This window comes from Rossellomorea sp. FM04394, assembly GCF_041889765.1.
In the GTDB taxonomy this organism is placed as follows: domain Bacteria; phylum Bacillota; class Bacilli; order Bacillales; family Bacillaceae_B; genus Rossellomorea; species Rossellomorea aquimaris_B.
Map to the genome: position 1 here is coordinate 607,949 of NZ_CP168654.1, position 16,289 is coordinate 624,237.

Annotated in this window: 18 protein-coding genes and 1 pseudogene; 14 read left to right on the forward strand and 5 right to left on the reverse strand. The window is 44.2% G+C overall.

Going from position 1 to position 16,289, the window contains the following annotated elements; genetic code table 11:
* Positions 1-91 precede the first annotated feature (91 nt).
* Positions 92-1,219 carry a radical SAM/CxCxxxxC motif protein YfkAB gene (yfkAB, locus tag ACCB35_RS03085; RefSeq protein ID WP_374055679.1) on the reverse strand — a complete coding sequence of 376 codons (1,128 nt, stop codon included), beginning with the start codon at positions 1,217-1,219 and terminating at the stop codon, positions 92-94.
* A gap of 115 nt (positions 1,220-1,334) precedes the next feature.
* Here yfkAB and ACCB35_RS03090 point away from each other — a divergent pair, with 115 nt between their 5' ends.
* The 6 genes from ACCB35_RS03090 to pdaA all read left to right on the forward strand — a co-directional run bounded on the left by ACCB35_RS03090 (position 1,335) and on the right by pdaA (position 6,437).
* Positions 1,335-1,517: an SE1561 family protein gene (locus tag ACCB35_RS03090; RefSeq protein ID WP_034761313.1), complete on the forward strand. Its 183-nt coding sequence runs from the start codon at positions 1,335-1,337 to the stop codon at positions 1,515-1,517.
* A 164-nt stretch (positions 1,518-1,681) separates the two neighbouring features.
* Entirely contained in the window at positions 1,682-2,128 is a 447-nt protein-coding gene (locus ACCB35_RS03095) for a GNAT family N-acetyltransferase (protein WP_374055680.1), read from the forward strand.
* A gap of 84 nt (positions 2,129-2,212) precedes the next feature.
* On the forward strand, positions 2,213-3,769 hold the full coding sequence (locus ACCB35_RS03100; RefSeq protein WP_374055681.1) for a fumarate hydratase: 1,557 nt from the start codon (positions 2,213-2,215) through the stop codon (positions 3,767-3,769).
* A gap of 122 nt (positions 3,770-3,891) precedes the next feature.
* Positions 3,892-4,458, forward strand: coding sequence for a DUF4825 domain-containing protein (locus tag ACCB35_RS03105; protein ID WP_374055682.1), 567 nt, complete (start codon positions 3,892-3,894; stop codon positions 4,456-4,458).
* Between the two features lie 306 nt (positions 4,459-4,764).
* Complete coding sequence (locus ACCB35_RS03110; protein ID WP_374055683.1) at positions 4,765-5,553, forward strand: DUF2935 domain-containing protein; 789 nt, start codon at positions 4,765-4,767, stop codon at positions 5,551-5,553.
* Positions 5,554-5,678: 125 nt separating this feature from the next.
* Positions 5,679-6,437: a delta-lactam-biosynthetic de-N-acetylase gene (gene pdaA, locus ACCB35_RS03115; protein ID WP_374055684.1), complete on the forward strand. Its 759-nt coding sequence runs from the start codon at positions 5,679-5,681 to the stop codon at positions 6,435-6,437.
* 61 nt (positions 6,438-6,498) lie between these two features.
* Here pdaA and ACCB35_RS03120 read toward each other — a convergent pair whose 3' ends face one another.
* On the reverse strand, positions 6,499-6,735 hold the full coding sequence (locus ACCB35_RS03120; RefSeq protein ID WP_374056937.1) for a DUF4362 domain-containing protein: 237 nt from the start codon (positions 6,733-6,735) through the stop codon (positions 6,499-6,501).
* Between the two features lie 8 nt (positions 6,736-6,743).
* Entirely contained in the window at positions 6,744-6,932 is a 189-nt protein-coding gene (locus tag ACCB35_RS03125) for a hypothetical protein (protein WP_374055685.1), read from the reverse strand.
* A gap of 169 nt (positions 6,933-7,101) precedes the next feature.
* Between ACCB35_RS03125 and ACCB35_RS03130 the strand changes: the two genes are divergently transcribed.
* Positions 7,102-7,971: a DNA-3-methyladenine glycosylase gene (locus tag ACCB35_RS03130; RefSeq protein WP_374055686.1), complete on the forward strand. Its 870-nt coding sequence runs from the start codon at positions 7,102-7,104 to the stop codon at positions 7,969-7,971.
* Positions 7,972-7,986: 15 nt separating this feature from the next.
* Positions 7,987-9,387 (forward strand): 23S rRNA (uracil(1939)-C(5))-methyltransferase RlmD, encoded by a 1,401-nt coding sequence (gene rlmD / locus ACCB35_RS03135; protein WP_374055687.1) that lies wholly within the window; start codon positions 7,987-7,989, stop codon positions 9,385-9,387.
* A gap of 68 nt (positions 9,388-9,455) precedes the next feature.
* Here rlmD and ACCB35_RS03140 read toward each other — a convergent pair whose 3' ends face one another.
* Together ACCB35_RS03140 and ACCB35_RS03145 are read right to left on the reverse strand one after the other, a co-directional pair.
* Positions 9,456-9,908 (reverse strand): hypothetical protein, encoded by a 453-nt coding sequence (locus tag ACCB35_RS03140; protein ID WP_374055688.1) that lies wholly within the window; start codon positions 9,906-9,908, stop codon positions 9,456-9,458.
* 278 nt (positions 9,909-10,186) lie between these two features.
* On the reverse strand, positions 10,187-10,960 hold the full coding sequence (locus ACCB35_RS03145) for a TerC family protein (RefSeq protein WP_374055689.1): 774 nt from the start codon (positions 10,958-10,960) through the stop codon (positions 10,187-10,189).
* Positions 10,961-11,240: 280 nt separating this feature from the next.
* Between ACCB35_RS03145 and ACCB35_RS03150 the strand changes: the two genes are divergently transcribed.
* The 6 genes and pseudogenes from ACCB35_RS03150 to ACCB35_RS03175 all read left to right on the forward strand — a co-directional run bounded on the left by ACCB35_RS03150 (position 11,241) and on the right by ACCB35_RS03175 (position 16,096).
* Entirely contained in the window at positions 11,241-11,939 is a 699-nt protein-coding gene (locus ACCB35_RS03150; RefSeq protein WP_374055690.1) for a YetF domain-containing protein, read from the forward strand.
* Between the two features lie 12 nt (positions 11,940-11,951).
* Positions 11,952-12,665: a DUF421 domain-containing protein gene (locus tag ACCB35_RS03155; RefSeq protein ID WP_374055691.1), complete on the forward strand. Its 714-nt coding sequence runs from the start codon at positions 11,952-11,954 to the stop codon at positions 12,663-12,665.
* A 326-nt stretch (positions 12,666-12,991) separates the two neighbouring features.
* Positions 12,992-14,623: pseudogene (gene abc-f / locus ACCB35_RS03160) on the forward strand (ribosomal protection-like ABC-F family protein).
* A gap of 204 nt (positions 14,624-14,827) precedes the next feature.
* Positions 14,828-15,106 carry a hypothetical protein gene (locus ACCB35_RS03165; protein WP_374055692.1) on the forward strand — a complete coding sequence of 93 codons (279 nt, stop codon included), beginning with the start codon at positions 14,828-14,830 and terminating at the stop codon, positions 15,104-15,106.
* 131 nt (positions 15,107-15,237) lie between these two features.
* Positions 15,238-15,570, forward strand: a complete 333-nt coding sequence (locus ACCB35_RS03170; protein ID WP_374056938.1) for a YnfA family protein — start codon at positions 15,238-15,240, stop codon at positions 15,568-15,570.
* Between the two features lie 184 nt (positions 15,571-15,754).
* On the forward strand, positions 15,755-16,096 hold the full coding sequence (locus ACCB35_RS03175) for a hypothetical protein (protein ID WP_374055693.1): 342 nt from the start codon (positions 15,755-15,757) through the stop codon (positions 16,094-16,096).
* Positions 16,097-16,289 lie beyond the last annotated feature (193 nt).

The window sequence follows — 16,289 nt, forward strand, 5'->3', positions numbered from 1 at the left end:
GAAATGGGTATTTGGTGTAATGATAAGAAATCAGATCCCGGTTTTCATAAAAAAGCCCAAATCCATAAGAGATTTGGACCTTTACACTATTTTATCGGGAAATCTTCGCTTCACGCTTCGAAAAGTCAACATCATCATAGTACATAGACTTCACCAGGACGTTCGGTCCAAGGCAGCGGGCCATAGGGCAGTGACAGTTCAACTCTTTCGCAAGAGGCTGTTCTTTCCACTTTTCAAAAATGGCAGGGAGCGCATCCCTTGTTATATTTCCAAGTGGTGGCGTGTCGCCGAAGTCCGTGACGATGACATCACCGGTGAAAATATTGACGTTTAGACGGGAACGTCCGTCGGGATCATTACGGACGCTGACATTTTTAGCGGCATAGAGTTCCGTCAGAAAATTCAAGTCTTCTTGTGAAGAGCTGCATGGATAAAATGGCAGTGTTCCAAACAGCATCCACACATTTTCATCACGGAAGGACAGAATATTTCTGATTGCTTCCCTGGTTTCTTCCAATGAAAGAGTTTCAAGGCTTGACGCGAAATCCGACGGGTACATTGGGTGAATTTCGTGACGACCACACTTCATTTCGTCTACTACCTGACGATGGATTTTCTCCAGGTAAGGCAGGGTGTTTTTATTCAACATGGTTTCGGCCGATACGAGCACTCCCCGCTCAGATAGGGCGCGGCTGTTTTCAATCATGCGGTCAAAGAGTTTACGGCGCTGCTCCCTCGTTGGCTTCCGTTCCATATTGGCAAAGCCGACATCGATGAACTCATCGATCGTTCCCCAGTTATGTGAGATGTGCAGGACATCCAGGTAAGGGACAATCAATAAATACCGGTCCAGATCCAGAGTCAGATTGGAGTTGATTTGGGTATGTACGCCTCTGGAATGTGCATACTTGAGTAAGGGCAATACATAATTATCAACGGATTTCTTGGACATCATCGGCTCTCCGCCGGTAATACTAAGGGAACGAAGTGTTTTAATATCGTCGAGCTTCTCGAGAATCAGTTCAATGGGAAGGGCGCTTGGGTCCTTCGGCGAGAGGGTATAACCGACGGCGCAATGTTCACATCTCATGTTACAGAGCGTTGTGGTAGTGAATTCTATATTGGAAAGCGTGATATCACCATGCTGATCCACATCTAAGTAAGCCTCCCAAGGATCATGGTCAATCGACATTTTCTTGGAGAGAAGGTCAGTTTTCATTCGTAAAAGCTCCTTTATGTTTAAGTCACCTATTCATTATTGAGAAACGCCCAGCCCTTGTCAATCCGAAAGTTATTGGTTACCATAGTAAACGTATTGAAAGGAGAGAGAACTCTTGGGTAAAGCTATCAACGATAAAGACTCACAAGTGAGCTATTTAAAACAGCGCCTTAACCTATTCGTCGACGTTCTGGACTCAATCGACCCCGAACAAGCGGATATAGACGATATCGATCGCCTGATTGCCATGATCGATGATATAGAAGTGAAATGCGAGCAATTTAAGAAAAGTGAGTAGGAGTCCTGGATGGGGCTCTTATTTTTTTGAGGGACGGACCTCCTTGGAAGGTCCGTCCCTCCATCTTATGCAGTCCATAAGACAAGCATGCACAAGCAGGAAATCTCCGCTTAAACGTCAAACTTTAATAAAAACATCCATTATTAAAGGAGCGACCCATCCCCATGATCATCACACCCATCGAAAAACACCAATGCGAGAAGGCCAAAGACGTGATCCTGTCCGGTTTCCTTGAACGGTTCGGCTTCATCGATCACACCTTGAATCCCGATATTCATGACATATCCGTAGAGTATGACGGCACAAAACATCATTTTTTTGTAGGAAAAGAGGGCGACGACATCATCTGCACAGGAGCGATTCGAAAAGAATCAGTCGAGACGTATCAGATTGTAAGAATGTCAGTCCAATCCTCATACAGGAAACGCGGTCTCGGCCGCATCATGCTCAACCATCTGGAAGAAAAAGCTTATTCTCTTGGAGCACGCACACTCATTCTCGAAACCAACAAGCACTGGGGGGATGCGATCCGATTTTACCAAAATAACGGATATATCTATAAGGAAGAAGATGAGGTTTCCTGTTATTTCGAGAAGGAAATTCCATTGTGAAATCCCTTTCAATCTTAATCTTATAGGAGTATAATGATGTATGAAAATTAAGACTGTTTTTGAGATCTTTAGAGGGGGAGAACGATGAATAAAGAGACATTACAGCAAAGTATGTACGATTTGATTGTGGAAACTTCCACGAACCTGCCAAAGGATGTACGACGTGCGATCCGCTCGGCGAAAGCCCGTGAGAACGCTGGAACACGAGCGGCGATGAGTCTGGACACGATTTCAAATAACGTAAAGATGGCGGATGACAATGTATCACCGATTTGTCAGGATACAGGACTTCCGACTTTTAAAATAAAAACACCCGTCGGCGTGAATCAGCTTGAAATCAAAGAAGCGATCTATGCTGCCATGGTACAGGCGACGAAGGACGGGAAGCTTCGTCCAAACTCCGTTGATTCATTGACTGGGGCAAACTCTGGAGACAATCTCGGCTTAGGGACTCCGGTCATCAAGTTCGAGCAGTGGGAAAAGGATTATATCGATGCACGCCTGATCTTAAAGGGCGGCGGTTGTGAAAATAAAAACATTCAGTACAGCCTTCCGTGTGAGCTAGAAGGGCTGGGCCGTGCCGGACGTGATCTGGACGGAATCCGTAAATGCGTGATGCATTCTGTGTATCAGGCACAGGGACAAGGCTGCAGCGCCGGATTCATCGGAGTTGGAATCGGTGGGGACCGTTCTTTGGGCTATGATCTGGCAAAAGAACAACTATTCCGTTCCGTTGATGATGTGAATGCGAATGAAGATCTTCGCAAGTTAGAAGAGTATGTAATGGAAAATGCAAATGAGCTTGGAATCGGAACCATGGGATTCGGCGGTGAAACGACGCTTCTTGGGTGTAAGGTTGGAGTGATGAACCGTATTCCTGCAAGCTTCTTCGTATCCGTTGCGTATAACTGCTGGGCATTCCGTCGCTTAGGTGTGAAGCTTGATGTGAATTCAGGTGCGATCGACGAATGGTTCTACCAGGAAGGCGAAAAGATCGACTTGACGCAAGGTTCTGAAGCTGAGCTTGAAACGGCAGCAGCTTCATCCGGGGAGCAGCCAAACGTTGTGGTACTTCAAGCTCCGATCACGGAAGAGAAAATCCGTGAGCTTAAAGTGGGCGACGTGGTTCAAATCAACGGCCGCATGTACACTGGACGTGATGCGATACACAAACACTTGAGTGAGAATGATGCACCGGTGGATCTTGATGGACAAGTCATCTATCACTGTGGTCCGGTCATGCTGAAGGACGATGAAGGGAACTGGCACGTGAAAGCTGCCGGTCCGACGACATCGATTCGTGAGGAGCCTTATCAAGGGGATATCATGAAGAGATTCGGTATCCGCGCCGTCATCGGGAAAGGCGGAATGGGTCCGAAAACACTTGCTGCCTTGAAAGATCATGGCGGTGTTTACCTGAATGCAATCGGTGGAGCGGCGCAGTACTACGCAGATTGTATCAAGGGCGTAGACGGAGTGGATCTGATGCAGTTCGGTATTCCTGAAGCCATGTGGCACCTGAATGTGGAAGGCTTCACGGCAGTTGTGACAATGGATTCCCATGGTAACAGCCTTCATGAAGAAGTGGATAAATCGTCATTGGAAAAATTAGCTCAGTTTAAAGATCCTGTTTTTAAATAAATGAAAAGGGACCACCTCGTGAAACAAGCGGGGTGGTTTTTCTATTGGGTATTTATGTTAAAATATGAAACCATAAAGACATGTTTTTCGTATTACATACAAACAGGATCTGGAGGGCTACGATGATTTTCAATAAATTAGTGAGCATGTTGTTTCTTTCCTTAATGATGTTCTTAACAGGATGTGCAAGTAATAGTGAGAAATCGAATATCACTTCCATTGAAGATGTGAATGTAGATACGTTAAAAGAAAATAGCGGAACCTATGTGGGGGATAACTCTAAGGTCAGTGCGATCCTTCAGGAATTGCCTGGTGGAGAAACCATTCAAGAAATCGATCTTTCAGGAGAAATGGTGAAGGTGACTTATGGCAATAAAGAAGGGAGCCTTCCTCAAAATGACGTGGATGAGTTTTGGTTTGACGGTAATCATGCCGATAAGAAGAACTTTTATTACAACGCCATCTACCTGACCCTTCTCGTTCCGAATGCCCAAGAATATCACTTTCAAGTAGACGAATCCTTGGTATCCGTTTCAAGGGACAAAATGGTCAAGGACCTTAAAGATGAATTTGAAGAATTCCCAACGGGCGAGGCCATTTGGGATAAAAAAACCGTATCTGAATTCATAGCTGAACATAACGGGAAACTAACAGAAATGGCAACGAAGTATCAGACTTTTTTTGAGTGAGAGGGACGGACCTTATCTCGAAACGTGTTTCTCTTCGACGGAAGATGAAATATCAGGGTGACCTGAGACATATGCCTGAATACAAACCCAATCTTTTGTAGAACCTTTCTTGTGATGCATTCAAGTTATATAATCATCTAAACTTCATTCTACTGTCAGTCCCTCTCGAAGATTCCTCTTGTACCAATAGAAGGAATCTTTTTGCTTTTTCCTTTTGAACTACGTGAATTTAACAAAATTTAAAGTATTATCTTAAATACATCTACATAAGTATGAGGGGGAAGAGTAGCAGAGGGGGAAGAACATATGGCAAATCCGATCGTGGCTCGATCTATAGATGAGATTCAATTCTGGTCGAGAATTATGAAGGAGCATGCATTGTTTCTGAGCTTGGGATTCACGTATGATCAGAAGCAATTGATTGAAGAAGCACAGCAGTTCATTACGGTTTTTGAAAGAATCGAGGAGAAGCTGAATAAATACTCCATCAACACGGATTTACGGCAAATCCAGGCATTTAACAGCGAAGTTTATCAAGCGGCAGTTGCAATTTGGAACTATAAGCGGAAAATATTAGGTTTGACATTGCGATGTGAAATCCGTTCTAATAATTATCCATTGTTAGTGGATCATATTAGCAGGGAAGCTGCATTCTTTGCCAAACGTCTGCAGGAATTGAATGAGGGGAAACTTGTACCTGAACAGGATTGCATAATCCAGGAAAATGTATTCTTCCTGAGAATCATGGCCGATCACGCGAAGTTTATCGGGCATCTGTTGGATCCTTCCGAAAGGAAATTAGTTGAGCAGGCAAGAGAGTTCAGCCAGGATTTCGATCAACTGGTTTTTCAAGCGATTGATTTAGACTCCATGCGTCCACAATCCGAAACAAAGCCGATGTTGAACCAATTTTTGAATCAAAATAAGGTTTCAGTGAAGTCATTACGTGATTTCAAGAAAACCGCAAGAGAATTAATCGAAGAATGCAGGATCAAAAGTAATATCCATCCTCTTTTGGCTGATCACACATTTAGAGAAGCAGAACGATTCCTGGAAATCATCGATTTGTTTGAAGCGAGTTTGCAAATGAAATAAAGGTTGGAGTATGATGACCGCTTTAACTATTGGATACTTTTAGTACACATGAATCCTTCCCTTTCTCAAAAACTAAGGGAAACGGAATGTGAAAGAAGGGTTCAATTTTGCGGAAATCACTAAAAGTGTTGATAATAGCGTCAATCTTAGTATTGCTCATCCCGGCACAAGCCTATGCAGTTTCAAATAACCCGATCGGCTGGGGATTCAAGAAGAGCCAGAATGAAGTTCCTGCAGAAGCGGGGTCTCAGCATGATCAGCTCCTTGATAAATATGATGCGTTTTACAAGGGATCACCGGATAAAAAAGTCCTGTATCTGACTTTTGATAATGGATATGAAAATGGCTACACAGGGCAGATCCTTGATGTGTTGAAAAAGGAAAAAGTACCAGCCACCTTCTTTGTGACGGGTCACTACTTACTTAGCGCTGAAGACCTTGTCAAGCGAATGGTGAAAGAAGGCCATATCGTAGGGAACCATTCCTGGCATCACCCGGACTTTACGGCAAGCTCCGATCAGAAAATCCGGGAAGAGCTTGAAAAAGTAAAAGTGAAAACAAAGGAACTGACCGGACAAAAAGAAATGAAATATCTGCGACCGCCAAGAGGTGTATTCTCTGAACGCACGCTGCAAATCGCCAAAGAAGAAGGGTACACCCACGTCTTCTGGTCGCTCGCCTTCATCGATTGGAAAACCGATCAGCAAAGAGGCTGGCAATACTCCTATGACAACATCATGGCCCAGGCCCATCCAGGTGCCATCATCCTTCTGCACTCCGTCTCCAAAGACAACGCAGACGCCATGGAAAAAGCAATAAAAGACCTCAAGAAAAGAGGCTACACCTTCAAAAGCCTGGATGAGCATCCAATGATGAAAAAATAAGAGGGACGGACCTTCATTCCTAGTACCTGGTATTAGGAATTGAGGTCCGTCCCTGAAAACTTTAGTACCAAAGAATATTGTCATCGACATCATTCCGGTCACAATTGGACAACTTGTACATATTGTCTGCCACTTTGTCATTTTGTACATACTTGATATTCTCACAGGACATTCTTACAATCTCACCGCTACCAAATGTATCCCGACGTGTGTCCCTAACGGAATGAAGTACATTTCCATCATACTTAAGGTCATGTAAGATGGGATCACCCTCCTCTGTATAAGAAACAATGCGGATACGATCCTTTAAATTATGCCTGACATTCTCATAGAACTCTCCATATTCTCTACATGTTCATGAGTATTCACTACATCTGTCTCCACAGGCTCATAATCTGTGACCTGTTTCCCCAATTGAGTCTCAACCTGATTTCCACGCTCATTACAACCAGAGACCAACACAAAAAACAAACCAGCCATCATCAACCTCTTCACCCAATCATCCCTTTCAGAGTTCCATGAGGGATGAACCTCTACATTAGTCCTTCTACTTTTAGAGGTCCGTCCCTCTCTCCTAATGTATTAGACGAACGACAACGTTGAAGTGTTACACTCCCGTTATGCTATAATACACATACAAGTTTTGTGCGGAAGGATGAGGACGATGGTGAAAAGGAATGTTAAGATTGAAGGTCCGTATGATTTCGACCGGGTACTGGAGCGGCTGGCGCTGGACCCGTTGAACGCGGTAAATAAGGAAGATCGTAGTGTGAAGGTTCCCTACTATCTCCCGGATGGGAAAGGCGAGGTCATCAAGGTTCAGGCGACAGGCACCACGGACAAGCCTGAGTTCAGCATCACCTTTGAAAATGAAGAGAACCTTGAAGTGAAGGAGAACCGGATCTCGGACATTTTTCAGTGGCACACCGGACTTCATGAGATGCATGAACATTTCCTGCAGACCGACCTGAAGCCGATTTTCGAAGAGCATATCGGCACACCAATCATCTTGGAGTTCGACCAGTTTGCCACAATCGTCAAAAGCATCATCCACCAGCAGCTGAACCTGAAATTCGCCTTCACCCTTACCCATCGATTCGTCACCAAATATGGCTGGGAAAAGGACGGAGTATGGTTCTATCCATCACCGGAAAAAGTATCGGGTCTTACAGTGGAAGAACTAAGGGAGCTGCAATTCAGTCAGCGGAAAGCAGAGTATGTAATCGGGATCGGACAAAAGGTCTCTGACGGAGAACTGGACCTTAAAAAAATGGCCAGGCAGTCAGACGAAGAAGTCATCAAGGAACTCACCAAAATCCGCGGCATCGGTCCTTGGACTGCCCAAAGCTTCCTGTTATTCGGGCTTGGCCGACCGAATCTCTTTCCGAAAGCGGATATCGGCATCCAAAACGCCATTAAGCTCCTTTTCGGGATGGATCAGAAACCGACCATGGACGAACTGGACAAATTCAGCTCGGACTGGCATCCTTATCTAAGCTATGCATCCTTGTATTTATGGAGAAGTATCGAATAGAACGGACGTGAACCAATGAAAAAGCAATACGCAAAAAAACAGAACAATGAAGTGAAAATCGAGTTGAAACAACAGTTTCCTCTGACCATAAAAAAAATCGGTATCAATGGTGAAGGAGTCGGCTTCTTTAAACGAAAGATCGTCTTCGTACCGGGAGCTCTGACAGGAGAAGAAGTAGTCGTCGAGGTGACCAAGGTCCACCCGAAATTCACCGAAGCCCGCATCAAAAAGATCCGGAAGAAGTCACCCGAGCGCACCAAAGCTCCCTGCCCGGTCTATGAGCAGTGCGGAGGGTGTCAGCTTCAGCACTTGTCATACGAAGGGCAGCTGGACGCGAAACGGGATATCCTGCTTCAATCACTCGAGCGTCACACGAAGCTCAAATTAGAAGACCTGGACATCCGTCCGACAATCGGGATGGACAACCCGTGGCACTACCGGAACAAAAGTCAATTCCAAGTGGGAACCCAGAACGGGAAAGCTATCGCAGGCCTCTATAGCATGAATTCCAACAAGCTCATCGACATCGATGAGTGTATCGTACAGCACCCGCTTACGAATAAAGTCACAACCGAAATCAAACGCATCATCAACGACTTCAACATCCCTGTATTTGATGACAAAAAGAAAAAGCCGATCCTGAAAACGATCGTCACCCGTGTCGGTTTTGAAACAGGTGAAGTACAAGTCGTACTCGTAACCACGGAGAAGAAAATTCCCCGCAAGGAATTGCTGATTTCGGAAATCCAGAAACGTCTTCCGGAAGTTGTTTCGATTGCCCAAAACATCAATCCAAAGAAAACAGCACTCGTATTCGGAGACGAAACGATCCACCTATCAGGTAAAGAAAGCATCGAAGAACGCCTGGAAGAGTTCACCTACGAGCTTTCCGCCCGTGCTTTCTTCCAGCTCAACCCGATCCAGACGAGCAAGCTGTATAACGAAGCCAAAAAAGCAGCGGGACTCACTGGGGAAGAGAAGGTTGTCGATGCGTACTGTGGAGTGGGAACAATCGGTCTTTGGCTTGCTGACGGAGCAAAAGAAATCCGAGGAATGGATGTCATCAAGGAAGGGATCGATGACGCAAAGAAGAACGCGAAGAAATTCGGAGTCGATCACGCCGAGTACTTTGTCGGGGGTGCGGAAACGCTCATGCCTCAATGGAAAAATGAAGGCTGGCGTCCGGATGTCGTGGTAGTCGATCCTCCTAGAACAGGTTGCGATGACAAACTGCTTGATACACTAAAAGAAGTTAAGCCGAAGACATTCGTTTATGTATCCTGCAATCCTTCCACTCTCGCGAAGAATATTGATTATTTGAAGAAGCACTATCGCGTGGAGTATTTGCAGCCTGTTGATATGTTTCCGCAGACGGCACATGTGGAAGTTGTGGCGAAGCTGACTCTTAAAATATAATATCGTAATAGGACCTGTCCCCGGGATGCTGCTTTAGTGTACCGGGGGACTGGTCCTTTTTCCTGTTGTCAGATACCTGGTCCAAAGACAATGGCATTTAGTGAATGTGCAGTGGTAATGTCCAATGATTGTAAATTTGTAGTGTTCGTTGTGTTTACCCTGATTTCATATGTGTGAGTACCTGTGGAAGGTGGTACATCAACCCATGTCAGATTGGGGTATAGGTCTCCGGCTTGAACGAAATCTTCAGCTTTAGATTCATCTTTTTTTATATCGGTAAATGAAATCAGCAGATCATCTCTATACAGTCTATAAGTCCCATCCAGTCTAAAAGAAGTTCCATTAGTGTTTGTTATATATTGGATAACCGCCATTGAGTCTAATTTTACTCTTTGACCAAATGCATCGGTTGTGACATCAAGAGTAAGAATCGTATGTTCTCCTAATGTGAGGATGGATTGAATGTCCAGCGATTGTGTATCAAAGAAAAACTGGACGATTTCTCCGCGAGCAAGTCCCATTTAGTTGCACCTCCAATTTTCAAAAGATACTATATTCTATTTGATTTTTCTTTATTCGGCACGGCGATTAGCGGACAAGGGGAGGTTGAGGAAGAGTTGAAATTGGAATAGTATTGAAAGAAAAGTGTGTTGTAGAGCTTGTTTGTTATTACATCAGAAATAAGGACTTGAATGTAAAAGGAGTAACAAGCTGATGAAAATGATGGGATTCAGTGCGTAGGATAAAATGAAAAAATGCCCTGTGATCCCACAGGGCATTTTCCCGTTCAGTTCATTCCTCAGCCATTGCTATGCTGAGATTGCTTATTCCCAGGTGCAAACCACCCAAACAAAGCAATCCCCACAAGAACACCATAGAAGGTGAGCGTCCAACCGGTACTGTGAGGGAAATCATGATCGAGCAAGCCGATATCCTCATGTGCCAGTGTAATGATCGCTAGCTTCACCCCGACCCAGGCGACGATCGCATAGGCGGTCGTTTCTAAAGCAGGGCGCTTTTCCAGCAGCTGCACGAACCAGGTTGCCGCATATTTAATCAAAATCAGCCCGGCGATTCCTCCAAGGACAACCACGATAAATTGTCCACCGTCCATCCCGCCGAAATCCCCCAGTGGAGAATCGGGCAGGCCAAGTGCAAGGGCTACGGCAGCGAGGATCGAATCTATTGCAAAGGCAAGGTCAGCCAAAGCGATTTTCCCGACAGTTGGCCAAAAGCCTTTCCCTTTAGCTTCTTCTTCAGTGTCTTCCCGGATATTTTCGTTTTCTTTCCCGAAACGTGCTTTGATGACATGCTTTAAGCCCAGGTAAAGAAGGTAGGCTGCACCGATCGCCTGTATCTGCCACACGTTCGCGATAAAAGATATCGCGAAAAGGGCAACGAAGCGGAAGGCGAAGGCCAGAAAGATACCGTATTTGATGGCCCTTTTCTTCTCATCGTCAGGCAGATGTTTCGCAATGACGGCGAGGACAAGGGCGTTATCTGCTGATAATAAGCCTTCAAGGCCGATCAGGATCAGTAATGTCCATCCGTATTCTAACCAGATTGATTCCAAACGTAAAACTCCTTCCTTAGTGAGTATGCAAACCCGATACGGGGCATTCTTTTTGAAGATAAGTCCACCATTTTTAGCTTCCCACTTATTTTGCATCTGATACTTTAATGACAACAGATTTTTCGATACCCCATTTGAGGGGAATGTCACTTGGCTTTCAAAGATTTATTAATGAAAAGGTAATGGTAGTCAGGTCGCAGGTATTCTTTAAAGAGTTGAATCAAATACTAGTAACCATACTATTGATTAATCATCTTGGGAATATAAGGAGGTGAGTATCTTGGAGTGGAAAAGTATACTTTTTGAAGCGGAAGACCTTAATTATCTGGAATTATTTCTACGTACCACCATCTTGTATTTTGTCCTGTTTTTAGCAGATAAATCGTTGGGTTTTCGGCAGCCAGGTATTGTCACACCTTATAATTTTCTGGTGGGTGCAGGTATAAGTCACATCGCCGCTTCCCGAATGGTGCAGCCTGCGTCACGGCCTATTGATGCGATTGCGATCATATTTGTTTATATCCTGATCATCTTATTGATTTCTTACAGTTACATAAAGTTATCACCATACATTGCCTCAAAAAGGCAGATTGTCCTTGTGAAAAAGGGGAAAGTGGATAAAGGGAATTTGAGGAAATCCATGCTTACCCTCGATAATTTGTTATCTATTGTAAGAAAGAAGAATGTCTTTGATTTGCAAAATGTCGATTACGTTATTTCAGAGCCGAACGGAGATTTCAGTGTGGCGAAAAATAGCCATTCTTTACCGGTCACGAAATCTATTATGAATATTCCAATGACCACGAAAGAACTCACTAAAATTTTGATTTATGATGGTAAGGTTGATAGAAAAATAATGAAGGAGAAACACCTAAATATAGACTGGGTATACCTTCAATTAAAAGAGCAGAATGTAACGGATATTGAAGATGTCAATCTTGGTCTTATAACTGAACAGAATGAATTATTCATTCATTAGGGGGGACATCCATTGCCTGATGTATTTGGAGTGATCGAGGAAATTTCATTAGGGGGATATTTAATCAGAACCCTGATTGTCGGTGTTGTTGGGTTCTTTGTGGGTAGATTGGTTTCAAGGCGGGCTATAAGTCAAATGACCACATATGATTTTGCCCTCATTTGGATACTGGGTGCCATTACGGTATCTCCCTTGTTGGATGGAAAGGTATCATTCACATATATGCTGGTTCCGTTGTTGACTTTATTCTTTTGGCACATTGTGTTCAGCCTGATTTCATTGAAAAATAGAAGGTTCGGCTTTTTCTTTAATGGGAAGCCGGCCATCTTGATCGATAATGGAAGGGTTGTCCTGAAGAATCTAAGGAGGCAATTTATCAATGTCGAGCTGCTCCTATCAGAACTTCGAGTGAACGACGTCTTCGATGTAAGCCAGGTCAAATATGCCATCTTAGAGCCTAATGGGTTTATTTCCGTTATGAAATACGATCGGGAATCCCATGTCACACCCAAGGACATGAATCTACCTGTAAGTGCAACTGAGATTCCACTGGTCGTCATAAATGAAGGGCATATCGTGCATGAGAACTTAAATAAGCTTCAAGTAGGCGAAGGATGGCTAATGGGTCAGTTGACGAAAGAAAACATTACAGATATCAATGATGTTTTTTTGGGTACTATGAATAAATCGAAGAAAATGTATGTATTAAAGAATGACGAAAAATAACGATTTGTTTCCCTTTTCGAAACAGGTATGGGAACTGGTATTGAGGGAGGTCAAATTCCTTTTGTCATCACGAGCCATTCCGTGGTATAGTTAATTTACTAATTATGACAGGAGTGATGGGTGGACGATGAAGAACTAATCTTATTTTCGCGACGTTTGAAATTCCATATTTCAAATCAACCAAAATAGGATTAGTCTGCCCATTTTTATAAAGTGACCTGAGCTGTGGAAACAGCTTTCTTTGCGCGCATTACAGGTACGGCTAATCCTTCCAGAGAAATGGGGAGGATTTTTTTGTTCTCCCTTTGATGAGAGGGGAAGATAGTATGAGAGAATTAATGAAATTAGTGAATATAAGTTATGAAATCATGGATCAGAATATTTTTGAGGGCGTAAAAGCGAGTGTGCAGGAAGGGGATGTCATCGGGATCATCGGGCAGAATGGTGCGGGTAAATCGACACTGCTGCAATTGATTCACGGGGATTTAGTACCTTCCGAAGGCACAATCCAATGGTTGCAGCAGGACTTGATCATCGGCATGGTCGAGCAGGAAACCGAATCCTATTCCCTTGACGACACGACACCTTACGAATCCAGGTTACTGGAAAAATGGCAGGTTCCGGACCATGATTTTAGGCTTTTGAGCGGCGGTGAAAAGCTGAAAGCGAGGCTTGCAAAAGGTTTTGGGAAAAACGCAGACCTCCTTTTAATGGATGAACCGACGAATCACCTGGATCAAGGGAGCATGGAGCTCCTGACGAAACAGATCAAGGAGTTTAAAGGGACAATCATTCTCGTGTCCCATGACCGGTATTTTCTTGATGAAGCGGTAACAAAGATATGGTCGATCGAAGGCAGAAAGCTCATTGAGCATAGAGGGAATTATTCGAGCTACATGGAGGCAAGGAAACAGAAGAGGCTGGCCCAGCAGCGTGAATATGAAAAGCAGCAGAAGATGGTGGAGCGGATCGAAAGCCAGATCAGCGAGCTCAATTCCTGGTCGCAAAAAGCGCATGCCCAGTCCACGAAACAGGAAGGGTATAAAGAATACTACCGGGTAAAAGCAAAGCGGACGGACAGCCAGGTGAAATCGAAGCAGAAGCGTCTCGAGAAAGAGCTTGAGAGGGCAAAGGTTGAAGCGGTTGACGAAGAACATACTGTGCGATTCTCCCTTCAGGCCACCCATAAGACAGGAAAGCGGTTTTTGGAAGTGAAGAATCTCGCAAAAGCTTTTCGGGGACGAACGTTATTCAGAAACGCCAATTTCACGATTCAGCATGGGGAAAAGGTCTCCATCATCGGAGCGAATGGCAGCGGAAAGACAACATTACTGAAGGTGATCATGGGGCAGGAGAAGGCAGAAGGAGAGGTATGGGTTTCACCGTCTGCCCAAATCGGCTATCTGACGCAGGAAGTGTTCGACCTTCCTCTTGACGAAACCCCCGAGCAGCTTTTCCACAAGGAAACATTCGAGGAAAGAGGGAGAGTCTAGACGCTTATGAAGCACTTGGGATTCCAGACGGCCCACTGGCGGGAGCCGATCAGGAATATGAGTATGGGGGAGCGTGTGAAGTGCAAGTTGATGAAGTATATTTTAGAAGAAAAAGATGTGCTGGTCCTGGATGAGCCGACGAATCATCTCGATCTGGCGTCGCGTGAACAGCTTGAGGATACCCTCGCCCAGTATAATGGAACGCTGATCGTTGTCTCCCATGACCGGTATTTTCTTGAGAAGACGACGAGTACGAAACTTGTGATTGAGAACGGCGGGATTCATAAACGGCTGAATGAACCTGCCCTTGAACGGGATGAGCAGGAGGAATTGAAGCTGAAACTCGAGACGGAGAGACAGGATGTGTTGGGGAGGCTCAGTTTTATGATGCCGGGTGATAAAGAGTATGCTGAATTGGATAAGAGATTCAATGAACTTACGAAGGGGATAAATGAGTTGAAGTGATGAATAGGAACGAACTTATTATAGGCTATGTTTACTGGTAAACGAAGTTCTATAATCATCAATCATTTGTAAAGTGTATCTTAAAAAAAGTAACGAAAAAGATATGAAAAATGGCTCAATCATTTTAGTCCACAAATACAAAAGGCAACTCCAGGGCGCTGCATGGAGTTCCTTGTATTGGGGATAATCTAACATAAACTTATAATGAGGAGTGAGATTATGTTCTTGCAAGGGACAATTATTGCAGGAGAATTTGATTCATCTACCAATGAATTCTCTATACAGAAAGTAAAGGATTTCGATACAGAGTCGGTCCTCAAAAAGAATCAGATCGATACGATCTATCACTATTTGAAAAGCCATCAGCACGAAGATGACGGGCAAATTATTACTCTGAATGATCAAATGCCTTTACGCTTATCCCAGATTGAAATGAATCAATTAATTCTTGATGTAGAGAAAGTGCTTTCCATGTATCACTGAATAGGATGGTTGTGTACAGGGGGCATACACCATACGAGCTTGCATTATTAACTCCCAAAGGGGCGATCGCTCTTCAGTTGTGCATGTAAAAGGTGTTAAAGTTATATGTAACAATAGAATGCTGGGAAGTGATGGATATCCTATATGCAACGATTTTATTCATATGTGCCGGTTTAGCTGAAATTGGTGGCGGGTACCTTATTTGGCTTTGGTTAAGGGAGGGGAAATCGGCTTCCCTGGGGTTAGTAGGAGGGCTCGCATTAGCTTTGTACGGTGTCATCGCCACATTTCAAACATTTCCATCGTTCGGCAGGGTGTATGCAGCTTATGGCGGAGTCTTTATTGTCCTCTCTGTTTTATGGGGATGGGGTATTGATAAAGAAACACCGGATTTATATGATTGGGTTGGTGCCGGTATTTGCTTGATCGGGGTATCGGTCATGTTATTTGCACCCCGGCAATGATGAACAAATCACATAGAAAAAGGCTCGGAGTTGTATTCTGAGCCTTTTTCCATGCTGCCGTTTCGGTCAATTACCACCCGTATACCACTTGTGCTGATTAGAGCCTGCGCGGCATTGCGTGTTATATCCCTCGCTCTTATGGGTGTCGTAGCAATCACCGTTGAGGTAGCCTTGGGAAAAGTATTTGTCTTTGATCATGCCTCCGATTGCTACCGCAGCCATGAAAGAGATGGGAATCAGGACGAATAGCCAAACCATTTTAAAAAACCTCCATTTCGACCGATTTAAAATGGGACCTGTCCCTACGTTCCATTTACCTTCCACCAGTCCAGCCCTTCAAATGATTGGACTGCCCCTGGCAATAAGCGTTATACCCCTCACTCTTGTGCGTATCATAGCAATCACCGTTGAGGTAGCCCTGGGAAAAGTAAGTTTCTTTGATGCTGCCCACGATGACGACTCCAACCATGAAAGAAAAGGGAATCAGAACAAACAGCCAAACCATTTTCTAAAACCTCCTTTTTAGGTAAAAGCAGGTGAACATCATCCTGTAGGTGTAGCTTCTGCTACCATCTTACCATTAAATATATGGAAAAATATAGATAATATTTCAGTGTGGGAGGAGTTCATTATGGATTGCCACTCCTTATCTTGTTATGCCAAGCAAGGGTTATTTATGAATGGGTACCAGGTACAAAAAGGTGGAATTGTACCTGGTA

Bases quoted from the DNA above. Each gene is read 5' to 3' on its own strand.
- ACCB35_RS03105 (WP_374055682.1), top strand. From the start codon at position 3,892: ATGATTTTCAATAAATTAGTGAGCATGTTGTTTCTTTCCTTAATGATG.
- ACCB35_RS03095 (WP_374055680.1), top strand. From the start codon at position 1,682: ATGATCATCACACCCATCGAAAAACACCAATGCGAGAAGGCCAAAGAC.
- ACCB35_RS03100 (WP_374055681.1), top strand. From the start codon at position 2,213: ATGAATAAAGAGACATTACAGCAAAGTATGTACGATTTGATTGTGGAA.
- ACCB35_RS03170 (WP_374056938.1), top strand. From the start codon at position 15,238: ATGGATATCCTATATGCAACGATTTTATTCATATGTGCCGGTTTAGCT.
- ACCB35_RS03110 (WP_374055683.1), top strand. From the start codon at position 4,765: ATGGCAAATCCGATCGTGGCTCGATCTATAGATGAGATTCAATTCTGG.
- rlmD (WP_374055687.1), top strand. From the start codon at position 7,987: ATGAAAAAGCAATACGCAAAAAAACAGAACAATGAAGTGAAAATCGAG.
- yfkAB (WP_374055679.1), bottom strand. From the start codon at position 1,219: ATGAAAACTGACCTTCTCTCCAAGAAAATGTCGATTGACCATGATCCT.
- ACCB35_RS03165 (WP_374055692.1), top strand. From the start codon at position 14,828: ATGAGGAGTGAGATTATGTTCTTGCAAGGGACAATTATTGCAGGAGAA.
- ACCB35_RS03140 (WP_374055688.1), bottom strand. From the start codon at position 9,908: ATGGGACTTGCTCGCGGAGAAATCGTCCAGTTTTTCTTTGATACACAA.
- ACCB35_RS03130 (WP_374055686.1), top strand. From the start codon at position 7,102: ATGGTGAAAAGGAATGTTAAGATTGAAGGTCCGTATGATTTCGACCGG.